The sequence below is a fragment of the Kordia antarctica genome (assembly GCF_009901525.1).
Classification (GTDB): Bacteria; Bacteroidota; Bacteroidia; order Flavobacteriales; family Flavobacteriaceae; genus Kordia; species Kordia antarctica.
On record NZ_CP019288.1, the window covers coordinates 832,185 to 853,891 of the forward strand.

General features: G+C 32.3%; 6 protein-coding genes. All 6 read right to left on the bottom strand.

Translation table 11 applies throughout. The features are described from left to right. Positions 1-8 precede the first annotated feature (8 nt). From IMCC3317_RS03610 to IMCC3317_RS03635, 6 genes are read right to left on the bottom strand one after another with little or no spacing between them, the layout of a single operon-like run. Positions 9-5,960 (bottom strand): non-ribosomal peptide synthetase, encoded by a 5,952-nt coding sequence (locus IMCC3317_RS03610; protein WP_160128142.1) that lies wholly within the window; start codon positions 5,958-5,960, stop codon positions 9-11. Positions 5,961-5,970: 10 nt separating this feature from the next. Next, entirely contained in the window at positions 5,971-7,827 is a 1,857-nt protein-coding gene (locus IMCC3317_RS03615; protein ID WP_160128143.1) for a non-ribosomal peptide synthetase, read from the bottom strand. A 20-nt stretch (positions 7,828-7,847) separates the two neighbouring features. Next, the gene (locus IMCC3317_RS03620) at positions 7,848-11,213 is read right to left on the bottom strand and encodes a non-ribosomal peptide synthetase (protein ID WP_160128144.1); all 3,366 of its coding nucleotides are present in this window, start codon (positions 11,211-11,213) and stop codon (positions 7,848-7,850) included. A 19-nt stretch (positions 11,214-11,232) separates the two neighbouring features. Beyond that, positions 11,233-14,622, bottom strand: coding sequence for a non-ribosomal peptide synthetase (locus IMCC3317_RS03625; protein ID WP_160128145.1), 3,390 nt, complete (start codon positions 14,620-14,622; stop codon positions 11,233-11,235). Next, on the bottom strand, positions 14,619-20,300 hold the full coding sequence (locus tag IMCC3317_RS03630) for a non-ribosomal peptide synthetase (protein ID WP_160128146.1): 5,682 nt from the start codon (positions 20,298-20,300) through the stop codon (positions 14,619-14,621). The genes IMCC3317_RS03625 and IMCC3317_RS03630 overlap by 4 nt, the downstream gene beginning before the upstream one ends. Before the next feature lies 1 nt (position 20,301). Further along, entirely contained in the window at positions 20,302-21,660 is a 1,359-nt protein-coding gene (locus IMCC3317_RS03635) for an aminotransferase family protein (RefSeq protein ID WP_160128147.1), read from the bottom strand. Positions 21,661-21,707: the final 47 nt, after the last annotated feature.

Sequence of the window (21,707 nt, forward strand, 5' to 3'; positions counted from 1 at the left end):
TAAACATTTTATAGGTTTTCTGTAAATAATTCTAATATATTTATAAAGTAAGGTCTATACCTTTCTACTTTATTTTCTACCGCTAGGCTTTTTGGGTATACTAATTCTATTTCAATACTATTTTTTGAAGACACACATGTCATATTAATTCTACTATCCATTTCGAAAGGAGTAGTTCTTGTATGATCTTTTCGTTCTTCTTGTTCTGAATTTGTATTATTTACATATCTAAAACTGAATATTCCTTTTGTGTGTGAATCAAGATCTATTCCCTTTTCAGCATTGAAATCATTTTTTATCATATTGTATGGAATTTGTTGATACGCTCTAGCTTTTATATACTCAGTATATCCCTTTCTAATAAAAGCTTCATATGCTTCTGATTCGATCTCCGTGTAAGGAAGTGGTAACAGATTATGCATAACGCCAAGATTTTGAGCAAAGTCAAAGTTCTCATCTTGTTGCTCTCTTCCATTAGCAATGGTTATTTGTATTCCACTATCAACATGAAATATATCTTGCATCATTTTTTTATGGATTGCCATTAAAACTCCTGTTATTGGAAGGTTGGTTTTTAAATGAATATCATTCAATTTTGAAAGTAAATCATTTTCAATGTAAAAAATTTCCGATACATCACCAGTGTTATTTTTACTATTTAACATTTTTAATGTTGGATATGTAATACTTCCCAATAAATTTTTCCAATATTTTCTGTATTCATTTCCTGTTTCAGATTGTAAAAACTCTTGTTGCCAGTTTACAAAATCTACATTCGTTGTTTTATCACCTATTATCTTTATGTCTGACAAAAAGTTTGTCAAACTTTCCCCAATAATAGTATTCGTATGATGATCCGTAAGACAATGATGAATTCCAACTAATAGAAAAGATTGTCCATTATCTTCATTAATACCAACAAATAGGCGAATTAATTGTCCATCAATAGTTTTGTATGGGTCGGTTAAATAATTTCTAGAGATTTCTTCAACCTTTTCTTCATCTGAATAATTAACAATTTGTACATCAAAGTCTACTTCTGTTGCTGCAATAGGAGTTTGAATAATAGCACCATCCAACTCCGTATACTTAATAGCTAAAACTGGATAGTGTTCTATGAATTTTTGAAATGTTTTGCGCAGTTTGTCTTCCGACTCAAAACGGTAGTAGTACGGACCTAGCATTCCTACAGACTGTGCGTTATTCATTAAATATCTTTGGTTATGTGATACAGGATAGTGTGTTTTTTTAACAGCTTTTTCTATATAATCAGAAGGTTCTGACGAAAGAATATCATCAATTAAGCCACGCAAGTTCTTTTCGTACGCCTTTATCAAAGCATTCATTGTATCTTCATCAAAGAGCGAAGTAGGATATGCATATGATAGTGTAAGTTCTCCCATAGCCTCAATTCCTAATATAGAAATTAATACATCACTATTGATTCCTGCATCTGAGCTTTCTCCAATATATGCAGATGCGTATTCAAAAACACCTTCTCCTGCTCCAACAGAATCTCCAAAATCACCTAAGTAATTAAATTCAACAGTTGGTTTCAATTCTTTTAGCGATGCTTGTTTTAAATATTTTGCAATCCAGAATCCAATTCCTTTATTAGGAACATCTCTAAAATCTTTTTTAATTTTTAATAAGTTTTTAATTGAAGATTCAGACGCATTGTCTAATACAAAAGGATATATAGATGTAAACCAACCTACAGTTCTACTAACGTCTATATCTTTTACGATATGTTCTCTTCCATGAGTTTCCATTTTTATAACACATTTATCTACATCGAAAACGTCTTTTAAGGCTAATCCAAAAGCGGTTGTCAATACATCATTGATTTCAGTATTGAACATACTAGGCACTTCTGTTTTTAAAAGTGTAGTTGTCTTTTTATCAAGTACAAAATGTGCAGTTCCATCAAGTTTATGGGTTTCTTTTTCAATTGGACGATCTGTTGGAATGCCTTTTATTTCTTGGTTACACATTTCTCTCCAATAGACAAGCTCTTTTTCCAGCACTTCACTTTGTGAATAGCTATGCAATGTTTTTGCCCATTTTTTATAGGAATCTGATTTTAAAGGCAATAACAGTTCTTCCTCTTTTTTAATATTGGTGTATAAACTTGCAATATCTTCCAAAATAATTCTCCAGGATATTCCATCTATTACTAAATGATGCACTATCAATGCTAAATAATCTCCGTCCTGTAATCTAAAGTGTCCTATTTTGAATAAAGGTCCTTTGCTAAGGTCAAAACTTTTCTGGATGTCATTTGCTAATTCTCCCATCATTTTAAGACTATCTTCTTCTTGAGATAAATCGTGGAATGTAACAAAAGTAAGATCGTTATTTATAGGAGTATTGTATTGCTTCCATTCATTTTCAGTCTGTGTAAAAGTCATCCGTAAAGCATCATGATGCGCTACTAGTTTTTGTGCACATTTTTCTAAACTTTCAGAATGTATGGGTTCTTTACTTTTTAAAACTGCTGATTGGTTGTTGTGTGAATAATTTTTGATCGTTGGTGAATTGAACAAGTACAACTGAATTGGTGTTAATTTTACGTCGCCAATTACTTCTGATTGATCAATAATGTATGTATTTAGTACAACATGTTCTGCAAGCTCCTTAATAATAGGATACATTAAGATGTCTTCTACTTTTAGACTGTATCCTTTTTGCTTTATTTTGTTTATGATTTGAAAAGACTTGATAGAATCTCCACCGATGTGATAAAAGTTATCATTGATACTTATTTTGTCTTCCTTGAAGATATCCTGAAGGATTTCCATCATTAATTTTTCTTCAAAAGTTGTTGGTGCTTCGTATACAACTTCACTTGAAAGCGCTCTTCCATTTGTTTCTTGAAGTTTTTCTTTATCAACTTTCCCGTTAATTGTCAATGGAAATTCGTTAAGTAAAATAAATTTACCTGGAATCATATAATCAGGTACTCTTTTGGACAAGAATACGTGAAGATCAGATACTTTTTCTATTTCTTCTTCATTGGTTGTAATATAGGCTACTAACTCTTTACCCGCTGCCGTATTTTTAGCAATTACAGCAACATCTTTAATAGTTGGTTTTTGCAGAATGTATTGTTCTATTTCTGAAATTTCAACACGATGTCCTCTAATTTTTACCTGATCGTCAACTCTTCCAATAAAATGAATATTCCCATCTGGAAGCCTCTTTGCCATATCGCCAGTTTTGTATAATAGTTCGCCAGCTTTGAATGGATTTTCAATAAATTTTTCTTTTGTTAATTCAGGTTGGTTTATATATCCTTTAGAAAGTCCTTTACCAGCTATGCATAATTCGCCAATAACACCTTTTGGTTGTAATTGATCGTGCTCGTTTATAATGTAAACCTGAGTATTATCAATAGGTTTGCCAATTACGATGAGTTCTTCCGCCTTCACTTCGTGTACAATACAGCCAACTGTTGCTTCCGTTGGTCCGTATTCGTTATAAATTTTGATCTTAGGATTGATACTTCTCAGAATATCTACATGATTTCGATGTAGTGCATCTCCTCCGACAATTGCAATTTTTAATGCATCACTTTTTAGTTCTAAACTATCTAAAAGAGTAATATGCGCTGGTGTTAGCTTAATGCATGAAATGCCTTTATCAATATAATCTTTAAGAACAAAAGAAATATCTTTAGATGAATAGGTTGTTAATGTTCCGCCTGATACTAATGGTAGAAATAAGCTTGTAACTGTTAAATCGAAAGCAATTGAAGTAAATAGACCAAAAGAAATTTCTTCTAGCGTTTCTAAATAATATTTTTTACCCCAAGTTATATAATTCAATAAAGCGTGATGTTGAATTAGTGTTCCTTTAGGGTTTCCGGTAGAACCTGATGTATATATAATGTATACAGGATCATTTTCAGATTGAATATTATTTACAGGTTTTGATGCGTATGCTGTAGGATCAAAATCAGCATCTACAACAAACTGTGTTCCTTTGTAAATAGCAGCATCCAATACATTGTTGGAAGTTGTTATGAGTAGTTTTGCATTTGCATCATCTAAAATAAATTGTTCTCTTTCTGGAATACTTAATGTATCTATCGGAAGATACGCAGCACCCGTTTTTACAATGGCAAGGATACAAGGTAAAATCCATTTGTTTCGCTCCATTTTTATGGCAACAATATCTCCTGAACCTATGTTGTAATTCTTAATTAAACAATCAGCTATTTGATTGGATAATTGGTCAAGTTGCACATATGTATATTTTTGTTCTTCAGAAACGATTGCAATTTTTTCTGAACTTTTCACTACTTGATTTTGAAATAAATCAAGAATCGTTTCCTGTTTTGAGAGCGTAACTTCTGTATCATTGAGCGTTTGTATTAACTCTTTCTTTTCAACCGCTGATAGTAGTTCAACAGCTTCAATAGGTTTTTCTGGATTTGATACAACTGTATGAAGTAATTGCTTGAAATGCCTCATTATTTGCATCACCATTTCTTTTTCATACACATCTGTATTGTATTCAACATCAAACGATAAATATTCGCCTTCTTCTTTGAAGGTAATATTCAAGTCAAATTTTGCAATACAAGCACCTCTATCCGATATTATGTGTTCGTCTACTACGGATACATCTCGTTTTCCTTCACCAATATTTTGTAGTATTAGCATGATATCAAAAATGGCACTTCTTGAAGTATCTCCATTTGAGTTGATGTTTTCTACCAAGTGATCAAACGGATACACTTGATGGTTGAATGCGATTGCTAAATCATCTTTTAATCGATTATAGAATGCTACAAATGACTCGTTAGAATCCATTTGCGTTCGCAATGCCAACGTGTTTACATAAAACCCTATTTGATCTTCAAGGTCAATATGATCTCTTCCAGCAATAATTGTACCTATTGTAATATCTTTTTCACTTAGGTATTTATAGAATAATACATTGCAAATACCTAGTAAACTAAAGAATAAACTTCCGCCTTCTGCATCTATGAATTTTCGTAGATTTCGGATGTCATCTGCTGCTATAAAAGTACTTAATGAATGCCCTTTATATGTTTTTACTCTTGGACGTATTTTCGTAGACGGAAGATCGATCGTTGGAATTTTTCCGTAAAGCTTCGATTCCCAATATTCTTTATGTTCTTGGTATCCGTTACTTGTTAATTGATCAAGTTGCCAAATGGTATAATCTTTATATTGAATGCGAAGTGGAGTGATTTCTGGAGTTTTACCCAAAACGAAAGATTCATAATAATTCATTACATCACCTGTGAGTACTTCCATTGACCAACCATCACTAATAATATGATGCAAATTGAAGTAAAAAATGTATTCATCTTCAGATAATTGCAGTAGACTAGCTCTGAATAATGGCCCTTTTTCTAAATCAAAAGGTATGTACGCATCTCCTAAAACATACTTTTCTACTTCTCCATCGCTGTTTTCGGAAGTTCTGTAATCTTGATAGTCAATTTTAAAGTTGAGTTGTTCAGCACTAAGTATCCATTGACATACTTTTTCTTTATCATTTTTTCTAAAAACCGTACGTAATATTTCATGACGTTCAATAACTGCATGAATGGCTTTTTTAAAACTGTCAATCTCGTAGCTTCCATTTAAATAAATGTGCATTGGCATGTTGTAAGCCACAGAAGCTTCTCTGTATTGACTTAATATCCAAAGTCGTAACTGAGCGTTCGACAATGGATAGCTTTCACCTTTTGGAGCTTCTTTTATTGTTTGGAAAGATTGATTTTTAAATTTGACTCTTGTCTTTAATAACTCAATAATTTCCTCTTTATATCCTTTGATATCTAGGATATTGTCTTGTGTCAGACTATTAACATTACCTGTAACTTCAATGTTTCCAGCCTTTTCATCAAGCTGAACTTTAATGTTTTTAGTAATTAATTCTTTCAAGATGCTCTTAGCACTTTTTACTTTTATGTTTTCCATCTTATTTTTTTTAAAAAATTAATTTTTGTCCTGTTTCGTTTTCATTTGTATTTTGTTGCTTTTCTAGCATGATAATCGTTTCCATATAATCTGATAATTTTTCTATGGTTCGTTCTCTAAAAACATCTTTGAGTTCTAATAAGATTTCAAATTCTCTGTGAATTCTTGTGATCAATTTTATGGCAACAATACTTTGTCCGCCTAATGAAAGAAAATCATCATGTATTCCTATCGTTTCTTGCTTCAGTACTTCTTGCCATAACACGGCTAACTTTTCTTCTATTTCGTTTCTTGGAGCAACATATGCAATTGTATTGGAAAGCGTTTTTCCCTCAGTTTTTATGAGTTTCTTTTTGTCTATTTTTCCATTGATTGTAAGTGGAAAGTTTTCTATTTGTATAAACACACTAGGAACCATGTAATCTGGTACTTTTTCTAATAAGAAGTTTCTAATATCTGTGATGTCTTCTCCAATGGCAGATGTAATGTAGGCGATTAGCTGTTTTTCTCCGTCTTCAGCTTCATGTACCAAAACTGCCACTTCTTTTACATGTTCTTTTTGAATAATTTGTTGTTCTACTTCTCCTAGTTCAATGCGATATCCTCTAATTTTTACTTGATCGTCTGTTCTTCCAATGAAGTGTAAATTTTCTTTATCAACCCATTTTACTAAATCACCAGTTTTGTATAGTTTTTGATTTTTTATAAATGGATTGTCAATAAATTTTTGCTTGGTTAATTCAGGATTATTAAAGTATCCTTTCGCTAATCCTATTCCAGAAATACAAAGTTCGCCTGTAACACCTTTTGGAACTATTAAATAGTTTTCATCTAACACATATACTTGTGTATTTTGTATTGGCTTTCCGATAATAATATCTTGTCCTGATACTACTTCATATACAACACAACCTACTGTTGCTTCTGTTGGTCCGTATTCGTTGTATATTTTCATGTTGGGATTGATATTTAGTAGAATATCAACATGCGATTGGTGCAATACATCGCCACCAACAATGGCTACTTTGAGTTGTGTACTTTTTAAGTTTAATGTATCTAATACCGCAATGTGTGCTGGCGTTAGTTTGATACATGTCTGTTTGGTATTTATATACGCTTTTAGTGTTGATATAATGTCATAACTCGATGGATACATAGTTAATGTTCCGCCACTTATTAAAGGTAAAAACTGACTTGTAACTGTTAAATCAAAAGCGATGGATGTAAACAAACCAAAAGAAACTTCTTCCAATCCATTGAGGTAATAGTCTTTTCCCCATAACAAATAATTAATCAACGATTTGTGACTTATTATTGCTCCTTTTGGCGTTCCTGTTGAACCTGATGTATAAATGATATACGCGTTTTGTTCGTTGGAATCTATCTTATTAATGGTTTCGTTTGTGTATTTAGTTGCATCAAAATCTGAATCAACAGTGCATATTTTCCCTGTAAAATTGGTCTCTGATAGCAACTCTGAGGAACATAATAATACAGCAACTTTGGCATCTTCTAGAATGAATTGTTCTCTTTCTGGAGCAGATTTGATTTCAATTGGTAAATAGGTCGCTCCAGCTTTTAATACCGCTAACATAGCTATTAGTAACCATTCGTTTCTATCAAGTTTTATGGCTACAATAGTATTTGGAGCAATTTTGTGTTCCCGTATTAAATACTGCGCAAGTTTATTGGATAACTCATCCAAAGCTGCATATGTATAAGTAACTTCATCTGCTTTGATAGCTATATGAGTAGGCGTTTTTTCTACTTGTGCCGTAAAAAGATCTATTAATGAACTGTTTTCAAGTACGTTTGCTTTCGTATCATTCAATGTCATATTATTTTTCAATTCCTCTATGGTTTTCATTTTAAGGTATTTTAGTATGGTTAAAAAATGAGCTTTCGTTCTGTTTCTTCTTCAATTTCTTGCGCATCTAATTGTATGCTTGTTTCAATGTATTCTGCTATGGAAGCTATTGTTCTTTCTGAAAAAATATCTTTTAATTCTATATGTACTCCTAATCTTTTATGTATTCTCGAAATGAGTTTTATACCTAAAATGCTTTGTCCGCCAAGTAAAAAGAAATCTTCTTCTATACCAATGTTTTCAATGTTGAATAGTTCTTCCCATATGGCAACTAATTCTCGCTCCGTTTTAGTACTAGGTGCAACATATATTCTTGGTTTTTCAAGTGCGAGTGCCTGTGGATTTGGAAGTTGCTTTTTATCAATTTTCAAATTAGCATTTAGTGGAAATTCCTTTAATTTCACAAAGAAATTTGGAATCATATATGCTGGAAGCCTTTTCATTAAGGTTGTTCTTATAGCTATTTCATCTACTATTTCCTCACAAATGTAGTACGCTACTAAGTCTTCGCTATTTTTTGCAATGACTACACATTGTTTTATTTCATTTATAGTAGATATTGCTTTTTCTATTTCTCCTAATTCAATACGATAACCTCTTACTTTAACTTGATCGTCTTTACGCCCTGAAAATTTTATGCTTTTATCAGAAAGCCATTGTCCAAAGTCGCCTGTTTTGTATAATCGTTGTCCTTTTAGAAAAGGATGTTGTATAAATTTTTCTGCTGTAAGTTTCGGATTGTTGATATAACCTCTGGCTAATCCATCGCCTGAAATACAAATTTCTCCAACAACACCTTCTGGCAGTAAATCATTGTTTTCTCCTAAAATATATAATTGCGTATTCGAAATTGGCGATCCAATAGCAATTACATTGTTTCTATCAACTACATCAGCATTAATTTCTTGAACAGTCGCACCAATTGTTGATTCCGTTGGTCCAAAGTGATTAATTATTTGTAAACCTTGTATGTTAACTAGTTGTTTTATATCTGAAAAAATTGCGTTGTCGCCACCAGATATTAATAGTTTTAGGTTCCCTTTTTCTAAGAGTTCTGAAAATTTGTCGTTGTTGATTAATAGGTTTAAAAGTATTGGAGTTCCTTTTAAGAAACTTATTTTATGATGAATAAGGTAGTCTATAAAACGATCTGTTGCGACTATCAAATCTTCTTTTACTATATGCAATGTTGCGCCAGATAATAAACATCCAAATACTGCTGTTAGTACGCCATCAAATGAAATACTGGCAGACATGACACTACTGTCTTTGTTTGAAATTTTAAAAGTCTTTGTGAAATATTCATTGTAATTGATAAGACTTCTATTTTCAATCATCACTCCTTTTGGTTTTCCCGTAGAGCCAGAAGTGTATATTACGTAAGCTAAGTTGTTCTCTTTTGCGTTGTCCTTACTGTTTGTTTTTTTGTATTTCTCTTTATTTTCAATAAAATCTTCTAGTATTTTTTGATTGATGATTGCTTTTGCTTGACTATCATTCATCATGTATTCAATACGATCTTTAGGATAATGAAAATCAATTGGTACATATGCTGCGCCAGTTTTTAATATTCCTAAAATAGCTACAATCAACCATTCGCTTCTTTCCAAATGAATTGCAATGATTTCATCAGGTTTTGGTGCATAGTTTTGATGTATATAGTTTGCTATTTGATTGGATAATTTATTGACTTCTTGGTATGTTAACTGTTTCTCTTCATATACTAAAGCGATATCATTTGGTGTTTTCTGTACTTGCTCATCAAACAACTCAACGATTGTATTGTTTTTTGGATAGTCAGTTTTGGTGTTATTAAGCTCGTATAGAAGATAATTTTGCTCTTCTTTAGATAAATATTCAATGTTGGCAATTTTTTTAGTAGAATTATCAAGCGTTGCTTTTAGTAACGACTTAAAATGTCTCATGAATTGCTGAATCATTTTTTTATCGTAGACATCTGTATTATAATCCAATGTATATGATAAATATCCATCTTCTTCTTTAAATGTTAACGACACATCAAATTTTGATACACAAGCACCATTATCCCAAATAGTATCTGTTTGTGTTGCATCAAATTCTGTTTCTTGTGCTTCAGAATCTTGCATTGTAAGCATGATATCGAATATAGGATTACGACTAATGTCTCTTTTAGTGCCTAAATTCTCAATTAAACTATCAAAAGGATAATCACTATGTTCATAGGCAACTAACGTGGACGCTTTTATTTGATCGTAAAAAGCTATAAAATCTTTATTAGAATCTACTTGATTCCGCAGCACAAGCGTATTTATATAAAATCCTATTTGATCTTTTAAGTCTACATGATTTCTTTCTGATATTGGAGTTCCTACGATGATATCTTTTGAAACTGTATATTTATGTAGCAAAATAGTGCTGATTGATACTAAATAGATAAATAAACTACTTTCCTGTTTTTGACTGAATTTTTTAATATCAGCCGTTGTTTCTTTTGATAGATAACTTTTAAAAGAATGACCATTATATGTTTTCATTAGTGGTCTTTTCTTGTTTGAAGGTAAATCCAATACTGGTAATTCTCCCGATAGTTGCGCTAACCAAAACTTTTTTTGAGTTGCTCCTACTTCACTTTTTAATTTTGACAATTGCCACAACGTATACTCTTTATATTGAATGCGTAAAGGCGATAGTTTTGGTTCTTTATTTGCAGTATCTGCTTTGTAAAATTCCATTACATCTTTAAACATAACCTCAACAGACCATTCGTCACTAATAATATGATGCATTGTAAGCGATAATACAAAATCATCTTCGGTGATTTGAAGCAAGGTTGCTCTAAATAGCAAATCTGATTCTAAATTGAAAGGTGTAAGTGCATCATTTGCTGCATATTCCTTGATAAAATGCTGTTTATCTTCAGCTGGCATTTTTCTTAAATCCTTGTGTTCAATAGTAAGTGCAACTTCTTCAGCAGGAATTATCCATTGGCGTACTTCATCCAATTCAATATCTTCTTTGAAAATTGTTCTCAAAATTTCATGTCGCGCTACAACTAATTGCAATGCTTTTTTAAAACTAGTTACATCTGTAATTTTCACAGGAATGCACATAGGAATATTATACGCAATAGAAGCTTCTTTAAACTTACTAATCATCCATAAACGCTGTTGGGCATTGGAAAGAGGATAGTTTTTCATTTTAGGTGCTACCGGTATTTTTATAGCTCCTAAACCTGTGCTTTTCTTTAATTGCTGTATTATTTCCGATTTGTGTATTTTAATTTGAGTAATAATATCATTTTCAATAGTTCCTGATTTGGAAAATATTTTTAACTCATCATCTACGACTTCTAGGAGGATATTTTCAGTATTTAACTTTTTAAAAAGTTGTTGTAGGTTATTCATTAAATAAGTTTTGGTTTTTTTAAAATATGAGCTTGTTTTCTGTTTCTTCTATATTTTCTTGTGCGTCTAATTGCTGACTTGTTTCTACATATTCTGCGATGGAAGCAATTGTTCTTTCTGAGAAAATATCTTTTAATTCTATGAGTATGCCTAGTTCTTTATGTATTCTTGAAATGAGTTTTATACCTAAAATACTTTGTCCGCCTAATACAAAAAAGTCATCTATTACACTGATTTTTTCTATGTTTAAAATACTACTCCAGATATCATGTATTTTTTGTTCCGTTTCATTTCTTGGCGCAACATATTCGGTTCCACTATCAATATTTTTTCCTTGCATTGATAGTAACGTATCATGAGCTACTTTTCCACTTGTATTTAATGGAATTTTAGCCACTTGGATGTATGCATTTGGCAACATGTAATCTGGCAATCTATCAGATAAGAATTGACGAATTTCTGATGCGTTTTGTTCTTTTTCTGATACGATATATGCTACCAACTCTTTATCGCCAGTTTCATTATCTTTCACTAATAAAGCAACTTCTTCAATGTCTTCTTTCGATTCTAATTGATAAGCTACTTCTCCTAATTCTATTCGATGTCCACGAATTTTCACTTGATCGTCTACTCTTCCAACAAATTCAATGGCACCATCTTGCAGCATTCGTCCCATATCGCCTGTTTTATATAAACGTTCACCTTTGTTAAATGGATGCGCTATAAACTTTTCTTCCGTTAACGTTTCACTATTTAAGTAACCTTTTGCCAATCCTGCGCCCGAAATACATAGTTCGCCAACAACACCTTTTGGTTGTAAATTGTTATGTGCATCTAACACATACATTTGTACATTCGCAATTGGCATTCCAATAGGAATTTGAGTTCCTGAAATTGCTGTTTCTTTAGTCATTTTAAAAACACAACTACAAATACTTGTTTCTGTTGGTCCAAAAGCATTGTAATAAATACCGCCAAATTCAAGGTATTCCATCACTTTGTTATAAACGGCTGCTTCTCCTGCTGTGACTAATACGTTCATATTTTTCAAGCTTTCCACGTTCAATAATTTTAAATAGGAAGGCGGAATTGTTGCAACGTCAATTTTGTTGTCAATAATGTATTGTTCTAAAAGTGCTGGCGTTTTTCTCGTATTTTCATCAACCATATATAAAGTTGAACCAGAAAGCAACGTGATAAATATTTCCGAGACAGAAGCATCAAAAGCATATGAAGCAAATTGTAACGAATGTTTGTTTTCTTCAGGATTGATGATAAATAAATCTATCTGAGCTAACATCGTATTTACAATTCCTTTATGCTGAATCATAACTCCTTTTGGCATTCCTGTGGAACCACTTGTATAAATGATATACGCCAAGTCAGCGGTTTTTACGTCAACTGTTGGTTGCGTTTCGTCATATTCAGCCGCTTCAAAATCAATATCAATTGCAAAAAGATTGCCTTCGTAATACTCCAAATCAAAAATGTAGTTTGAATCTGTTACAAGTAGCTTTACATTGGCATCATTTAGAATATATTCTTTACGCTCTTGCGGATAATTTGTATCAATTGGAATGTACGCTGCGCCTACTTTCAAAATGGCAAGAATTGTAATGATAAACTTTTCACTTCTGTCCAACTTTACAGCGATAAGATCATGTGGTTTTATAGCGTGTTCTTTTATAAAACAGTGTGCCAATTGATTGGAAACTTCATCCAATTCTTTGTATGTAAGTGATACTTCATTAAAAAACACAGCAGGAACATTTGGTGTTAAGTTTACTTGTTTCGCAAACAAGCTCACTAAGGTTTCTTCAGAAGCTGCATTTTTCTTACTATTAAAATCATGAAGAAGTTCATGCGTTTCTTTTTCAGAAATATAGCTGACTTGACTTAATGGCTTTTCAACATTTTTAAATAATGAAGTAAGTAATTGTTTGTAATGTTGCATGAAATCTACCATCAACTCCTTGTCATATCTATCTGTGTTGTATACTACATTAAAATTGATTGTATCTTCTAAAGGTTGAAAATGGAATTCAATATCATGTTTTACATACTCAAAACCATAATCTATTGTTTCATCTTTTTGTGAAGTTTCTTCTGCATTAGAATCATACATATCTTCCGATAGATTGTGAAACGTTATGGAGACATCAAAAACGGCACTACGACTTTGATCATATTTCATTTTTAAATTCGAAACAATACTATAAAAAGGATAATCTTGATGGTCATAAGCTTTGAGCATATTATTCTGTAATCGGTTGTAAAAGCTTATAAAATTTTCTGTTGGATTGATTGTATCTCTTAATGCCAATGTATTGAGATAAAACCCAATTTGATCGCTTAAATCTTCATTATCTCTGCCTGATATTGGCGTTCCAATAATAATGTCTTTTTGATCTGTATACCGATACAACAATACTTTTAAAGCGGCTAACACAGCCATAAATAAACTTCCTCCATTTTGAGCTACAAAATGTTTTAGTGCCAACGTTTCTTTTTTAGCAACCACCGTTTCTAACAATCTACCATTGTATGTTTTTTGTGTGCTAGTGATATTTTTCCCTGGAAGATCTAAAAATGGAAGTTCTCCTGATAATTGGTTTAACCAAAATTCTTTGTGCTTATTGTACGAGTCAGTATCTACCTGATTTGTTTGCCATGAGGCAAAATCTTTGTATTGAATACGCAAAGGACTTAGCGTTGGTGTTTCATTTTTTGCAAATGCTTCATAGAATGACATCGCATCTCTTCCTAAAACTTCCAACGACCAACCATCACTAATAATATGATGCATATTGTAATAAAAAACATATGCTGAATCTGCAAGTTGTAATAAACATACATTAAACAAAGGTCCTTTTTCAAGGTCAAATTCTTTGCCAGAATCTTCTTCTATAAATTTTTTAACAGCAACTGCATTGTCGGCAACATCTCTGTAATCTTTATATTGTATTACAAAATCTAATGCATCTTCATCTAAAATCCATTGGCGAACTTCTCCTTCTTCATTTTTCTTAAAAACCGTTTTCAATATTTCATGACGCTCAATAACTGCATGCATTGCTTTTTTAAAACTAGCTACATCTAAAGGTTGCTGAATTGGCAATTGATACGAAACATTATAAGCAACTGACGCACCTTCAAATTGACTCGTAATCCAAAGACTGTTTTGAGCACTTGATAACGGATAACTCTGCTGTTTTGGCACTAACGGAATTTCCTTAGATACAGCCGCATTTCCCTTGCGAAGTTCGGCTATGATGTTCTCTTTATTTTCTCTGATAAGCGCAAGTGTTTCTGGGTCAACTATTCCCGTTTTAGAGAATAATTTCAATTCTCCATTAACCTCTTCAAGAAGAATTTCTTTTTCGCTTAATTGTTTTAAAAGATTGTTCATAGTTTTATTTCTTTATACATTTCCTTAGAGTCTTTCAACTTTTCTTGTCCTTTGATAAATGCAATTTTGATGGCAATATTTTCAATAGTTCTATCAGTGAAAACATCTGTAATATTGATATCAACTTCAAATGTTTTGTTAATGAACGTCAATAGCTTAATTGCTTTGATACTATTTCCGCCAAGCGTAAAAAAGTTGTCTTTCATTCCTACTTTTTCTTCGTCTAAAACTTCTTCCCAAATAGCCGCTAGTTTTCCTTCTGTTTCATTTCTAGGTGCTATATGTGCTAAACTGCTTTCAAGTTGGTTTCCATCAATGTCCAATAGTTTGCTTTTGTCCATTTTTCCGTTAACTGTTCGTGGAAATCTTTCTATTTGCACAAAATAAGAAGGTAACATATAATCTGGCAGACTCTTTTGCAATTCCTCTCTTAAATATTCTATACTTAATGTCTCTTTACTAGTTACATAAGCTACTAATTCTTTAGTGCCTAAATGTGAATCGATTGCTATAACTGCACTAGATTCTATAGCGTGTATTTCAGATAATGCACTCTCAATCTCTCCTATTTCTATTCGATACCCTCGTATTTTAACCTGATTATCTTTTCTACCTATAAACTCAATATTTCCATCAGAAAACCATCTTGCTAAATCTCCCGTTTTATATAATCGCTCTCCTTCTTTAAATGGATGAACTATAAATTTCTCTGCTGTTAACTCTGTATTGTTTAGATAACCTCTTGATAATCCTGCTCCACCCAAAAAGACCTCTCCGACAATACCAATTGGTTGTAATTCCAATAAATCATTTAAGATGTATACTTGTGTATTGCCTATTGGTTTTCCAATAGGTAATACTTTATTTAATTTCTTTTTACGTTTGAATTCTATGGAAGTAACTGTAGTTTCTGTAGGTCCATATTTATTATAAAACTCAATATTTGGTGATATACTTTCTGCTAATTTTAAGCTACAAATCTCTCCTCCTGAAATTACTCTTTTTAAAGTATTACATTTTTCAATACCTCTTAGTTGTTCTAAATACGTGGGTGTTGCATGTAAATGTGTTATTTCATGATTATTTAGAAATGAACTAAGGTCATCACTAATTATCAACTCCTTGGATATTACTACTACTGTTGCGCTATTAAGTAATCCTAAAAAAATTTGCTCTACTGAAGCATCAAAAACATAATTTGAAAATAATAAAATATTATCCTTACTATCTATTTTAAATTCTCGAGTTTGGTAGTTAATTAAATTTATAACAGACTTATTTTCTACCATAACTCCTTTTGGTTTCCCAGTAGTACCCGAAGTATATATTACATATGCCAAATTGGAAGGTAATACAGTTATTTCTGGTTTTGTAGAAGGATATTTTTCTGCTAATTTGAAGTTATTCAATTCATTTAAATCAATACAAACCTTCCAGTTTGTATCTTCCTCTATGAAAGAAATGCGTTGCTCTGGATATCCTGAATCAATCGGTACATAAGCGCCTCCTGCTTTTAAAACTCCTAATATAGAAATGATTATCCACTCACTACGTTCTAACTTTATTCCTATTAGATCCTCTTTCTCTATACTATAATTATCGATTAAATAATGTGCTAACTGATTCGATAGTTCATCTAACTCTCTATAGCTTAACCTTGTGTCTTCAAAGACTACTGCAATAGAAGTAGGATTCTTTGCTGCTTGCTCTTCAAATAAATTTATAATGGTTTTGTCTTGTGGATACACAACTTCAGTAGCATTAAAATTCTCTAGTAATTTCTTCTTCTCATCTACAGTTAAATAATTTACTTTACCAATAGCAACATCAGGATTTGTTATTAAAGATGTTATCAATTGCTTGTAATGCTTCATTAACTTTTTCAACATAGTCGCATCATAGACATCCATATTGTAAATCATACTAAAAGAGATACAATCTCCTACTTCCTCAAATATCGATTGTAAATCAAATTTGGAAGCAACATTTTTATACTCTTTAATAGTGTCTAATTCTATTTTATCTATTTCTAAATTACTCGTATTGTCCGCGTTGTTCTGAAGTGTTAACATGACATCAAAAATATCACTACGGCTAGTATCTTTTTTCAAATTTAATTCTTCTACCAATCGATCAAACGGATACATCTGATGATTGTAGGCTTCTAAAGTATTTTCCTTTACTCTATGATACAAACTAGCAAAATTCTCATTTGAATCTACTTGATTTCTAAAAGCTAATGTATTCACATAAAAACCAATTTGATCTTTTAAATCTATATGATCTCTTCCAGATATAGGACTTCCTATAATAATATCATCCTTTGAGGTATAACGATTTAGTAATACAGTGAATGTAGATAATAAACTTATAAAAAGACTGCCTCCATTTGCTCGGGAATAATTCTTCAATACATCTGTTGTTTCTTTATCCAAATAGGTCGTTAATAATCCTCCTTTATAAGTTCTTACTTTCGGTCTTAACTTTTTAGTTGGTAAATCTATCACAGACAATTCTCCTGATAAATTTTTTAACCAATAATCACGAGATTCATGATTTTTACCCATTTGTGCTAAATGCCATGCTGTATATTCTTTGTATTGAATACGCAATGGAGTTGGTTCTTGAGGTGTTTTCCCCATGTAATAGTTGTAATATTCCATTACATCTTTTGCTAATACTTCCATAGACCAACCATCGCTAATAATATGATGCATGTTGAAATAGAATGTATATTGGTCATCAACCGTTTTTAGAATACTCGCTCTAATAAGTGGACCGTTTTCTAAATTAAATGGCTCAAATGAATCAACTTCTATATAGTGTTGTACAGCAGCTGAATCCGTTACTTCTATATATTGTATTTGAAAATTTAATGTCTTCTGATCTAAAATCCATTGTCGTATTTCGCCATCTTCATTTACTTTAAAAACCGTTCGTAATACTTCATGACGATCTATAACAGCATGAATCGCTTTTTTGAAAAGATTTAAGTCTTCAATTTGAATAGGAATAGTATACGGAATGTTATACGCTGCGGAACCTTCTTCAAATTGACTTAAAATCCATAAACGATGTTGTGCGTTGGACAACTTGTAATTTTCTTGTATTGGTACAGGTTCAATCGTAACAAAGTCCGTATGTGAAGAAGCTTCAATAATTGTACAATGTGACGCAAGTATTGGATTTTCAAAAAGTTGTTTTAGCTCAATTTTTATATTGAATGCTTTTTGATATTCATTTTTTAAACGCATCACTTTTAAACTGTGTCCGCCTAAATCAAAAAATACATCATTAACACTAACGGAAGTAATATCAAGTACTTTCATCCATATTTCAGCTACCTCCTTTTCTAATTCAGTTTCGGGAGCTACAAATGCTACTTCACTACCTTCATTGCCATTTCCTAATTTTAGCAATGCTTTTTTGTCAATCTTACCATTTTTTGTTAATGGAAAACGTTGCATGTGAATGTATCTTGAAGGCAACATATATTTAGGTAATTTTTTGGCAAGCGCATTTTCAATCAAGGTTTTGTCAATTTCAGCATCAGCCATATAATAAAGTACAATCAGTTGTTTTTCAATGAAAGCGACTGCTTTTACATTTTTCATACCTTTAATTTCCGCTGCAAAATTTTCTATACTATCAAGCTCAATTCTATGTCCAAGAATTTTTACTTGATTGTCGTTCCTTCCCATGAACTCCATTGTTCCATCTGCATTGAATCGTCCAGAATCACCCGTTTTATAGATTCTCTTTTGAGACGTTAATCCGTCAATTGGTCCATGAAGAAATGCTTTTTTAGTTTTTTCAACATCTTTAAAATATCCTCTTCCTACACATGGTCCAGCTAAAAGAATTTCACCTTTTACACCAATAGGAACTTGTTGTAAGTTTTCGTTAACAATATGAACTTCAAAGTTTTGGATTGGAATCGTCATCACAGGCACAGAATAGTTCTCCGGAACCGATTCCATAAAGTAATGCGAAGTATCATCTGACACTTCTGTAGCTCCGTATGTATTGATAATTGGAATTTTCGGATATAACGTTAACCATCTTTTTACCAACGGTTTGATTAATGTTTCCGCATTCAGAATAATATTGTTAAGTTGTAATTCAGTTTTCTTTCTTTCACTTTCCAAAAAGTGCAACATTATTAATAAATACGACGGCACTAATTCCAATACTGTAATGCGATCTTTGGCAACATTCGTCGCAAATTTTTCTACATCAATAATATCATCATTGTCATAAATAATACATGTTCCTCCAGTTAGCAATGAGGTAAACATTTGCCAAACAGAAATATCAAATGTATGTGGTGCGTTTTGCGATATAATACTATTTTCATCAATACCAATTTCATGAATTTTTGCGCCCATATGATTTAGCATTCCAATGTGCTCAATCATTACACCTTTCGGAGCTCCTGTAGATCCGCTTGTATAAATAACATATGCTAAATCGTTGGGTTGTATACGTACTGAAACTGTTTCCTCAGAAAATGATTTCAATGCTTCCTGCATATCATTTAGATTAATGATCGGAATCGAAATATTTAATCTAGAAAGTTGTGTCAGCATCGCTTCATCATCCGTAATGATAGCTTTTAACTGCGAGTTTTCAATAATTTGTGCTAGATTTTCATCCGGAAGATTTACGCCAATAGGAACATATGCGCTTCCTGCTTTCCAAATAGATAAAATACTTTCTATCATTCGCGGTGAACGCTGCATCATGATTCCAAAAAGATCATCCGTTTTTGCTTGAAACGTATCTAAAAGATATGAAGCAAATTTATTTGTATACGTTCCTAATGCTGAAAATGTAACTTCCTCATTGTTATGCTTTATTGCAACTTTATCGCTAAAAGTTTCACAGTGTTCAGTAATGATTTCAACAATGTTGCGTTCTAATGAAAAATAAGGCGTAACCGTATTTATATTTTGTAAAATTTCTATTTCAGACGCACCTTTATACTTTAATGTTTCAATAGGTTCGTATGTTTTTTCGAGTACTTCTAGCAATGTTGCATTGAAGTTTTCGCCAAATAATGTCAATAACTTTGTATCGTATACATTCCCTTTAATAGTAATTTCAAAGTAAGGTTGAGTTTCTTCTAATACACATTTAAAAATCGTTTTGATAAAATCTGTTTCAAAGATTCCTGCATGCGCAGATTCTCCTATGATGAAACTATACGGTTGTATTTTTTCAAGCAATCCTTCATCACCTAAATATTGCTGAATAATTGTCCAAGGCAATGCATAATCGATGCATTCTACTAGATTTTCCTTTTGACCAGAAAACGCCTCTTTAAAAGTAGTTTCAGGAAGTAGTTTTGGTTGTACAAAAAATAACTCATCTTTTGCTTCTACATGATCAAATTGATCCGTAGGAGATACGAATGTTATATCTTCTTGGTAATTTCTACAAAGTATTGCTACTATATTTAGGTAAAAATTATAAATTAAAACATCGGAATCATTGCAAAGCGCCGCAACTTTTGTAACCGCTTCTTTGTTGAGAAACACTTTCTCTTTGGTGATTGCATTTCTATCCTTTATATGAGTTTCAAAAAAAGAAGAGCCTTCAGCATTGGAGACATCACCAAGGTGCATTCTCCAATACTCTTCCGTTCTTGCTGTTTTTATGTCTTCCTGTAAATTCATGTTATACGGTTTCTTTTTTTAATTCCATAGTTACTTCTTCTAAGCACTCTTTTACTACTGCCACCATTTCGTCTAATTGCTCTTCATTAATGGTAAGCGCTGGCGTCATAAGAATATGATCTCCAGCAATTCCGTCTACAGAACCTCTACCTGGATATAGTACAACTCCTTTTTCTATTGCTTTTTCTCCTATTCGTTTGGAAAGTCCAAATTCTGGAGCAAAAGGTGCTTTGGTTATTTTATCTTTTACAAGTTCAATACCGCATTGCAATCCAACACCTCTTACATCTCCTACGATATCAAATTCATACAGAGACCTTAATTTTGCTCTGAATATTTCGCCCATATTTTTTGAGTTCTGAATGAGTTTTTCGCGCTCTAAAATATCTAAAACAGCATTTCCAACTGCTGCTCCAACAGGATTACACGCAAATGTGTGACCGCCCAAGAAAGCTGTTTTGGTATCTGTAAATGGTTGTATTACTTTTTCAGAAGCCATTACTGCTGATAGTGGAAAATAGCCACCACTAATTCCTTTTCCTGCAGCAATTATATCCGGAATAACTCCAAAATTATTGATTCCGAAGTTTTCTCCTGTACGTCCAAATCCTGATAAGATTTCATCTGAGATGAACAGAATGCCATATTTTTGACAAATGTTATGGATTCCTTTAAAGTATCCTTTTGGTGGCGGAACTGCGCCCATTGCTGCTGCAATTACTGGCTCTGCAATGAAAGCCGCAACAGTTTCTGGACCTGTTTCTACAATGGTTTGTTCAAATTCAGTTAGTAAACTTTGTACATATTCAGCTTCCGTTAATGCATCAGGTCTTCTGTAATTGTATGCCGGAGAAATATGCGGAAAATTGTTTAACCATTTGTCGTAGAGTCCACGACGAATTTTCATTCCGCCAATATCAAGCATAAATACAGAGTTTCCGTGATATGTGTTCCATCTAGAGATGATTTTATATCTTGAATTTTCTCCGCGTAATTGGTGATATTGTAACGCTAGTTTTACTGCATTTTCAACAGCTTCTGTCCCGCTCATTACCGTCCATGATTTTTGATATCCGTCTGGAGCAAAATCTACAAGCCTATCTAAATAATTTTCTACTACATCCGAACTGAATGCGTGTGTTGGTAATACGGAAATTCTTGATACTTGTTCCGTAATTACATCTACAATTTCTTGTCGTCCATGTCCAATATTTGCTACTGAGGATGATCCGCCTGAACCGTCAAGGTATTTTTTACCATTTTCATCATACAGATAAATTCCTTTTCCGTATTGGATTTTTGGATAGCTCTTTGTCATATCTGGACATACAGCCATTGAGTGTATTAGTGATTTAATCATAATGTAAACTTTTTTTTTGGTTAACTCAAACACCTACTATTTCCATA

What these genes read in the sequence shown, in the direction of transcription:
- IMCC3317_RS03610 (WP_160128142.1), bottom strand. Translation starts at nt 5,960, where the DNA reads ATGGAAAACATAAAAGTAAAAAGTGCTAAGAGCATCTTGAAAGAATTA.
- IMCC3317_RS03615 (WP_160128143.1), bottom strand. Translation starts at nt 7,827, where the DNA reads ATGAAAACCATAGAGGAATTGAAAAATAATATGACATTGAATGATACG.
- IMCC3317_RS03620 (WP_160128144.1), bottom strand. Translation starts at nt 11,213, where the DNA reads ATGAATAACCTACAACAACTTTTTAAAAAGTTAAATACTGAAAATATC.
- IMCC3317_RS03625 (WP_160128145.1), bottom strand. Translation starts at nt 14,622, where the DNA reads ATGAACAATCTTTTAAAACAATTAAGCGAAAAAGAAATTCTTCTTGAA.
- IMCC3317_RS03630 (WP_160128146.1), bottom strand. Translation starts at nt 20,300, where the DNA reads ATGAATTTACAGGAAGACATAAAAACAGCAAGAACGGAAGAGTATTGG.
- IMCC3317_RS03635 (WP_160128147.1), bottom strand. Translation starts at nt 21,660, where the DNA reads ATGATTAAATCACTAATACACTCAATGGCTGTATGTCCAGATATGACA.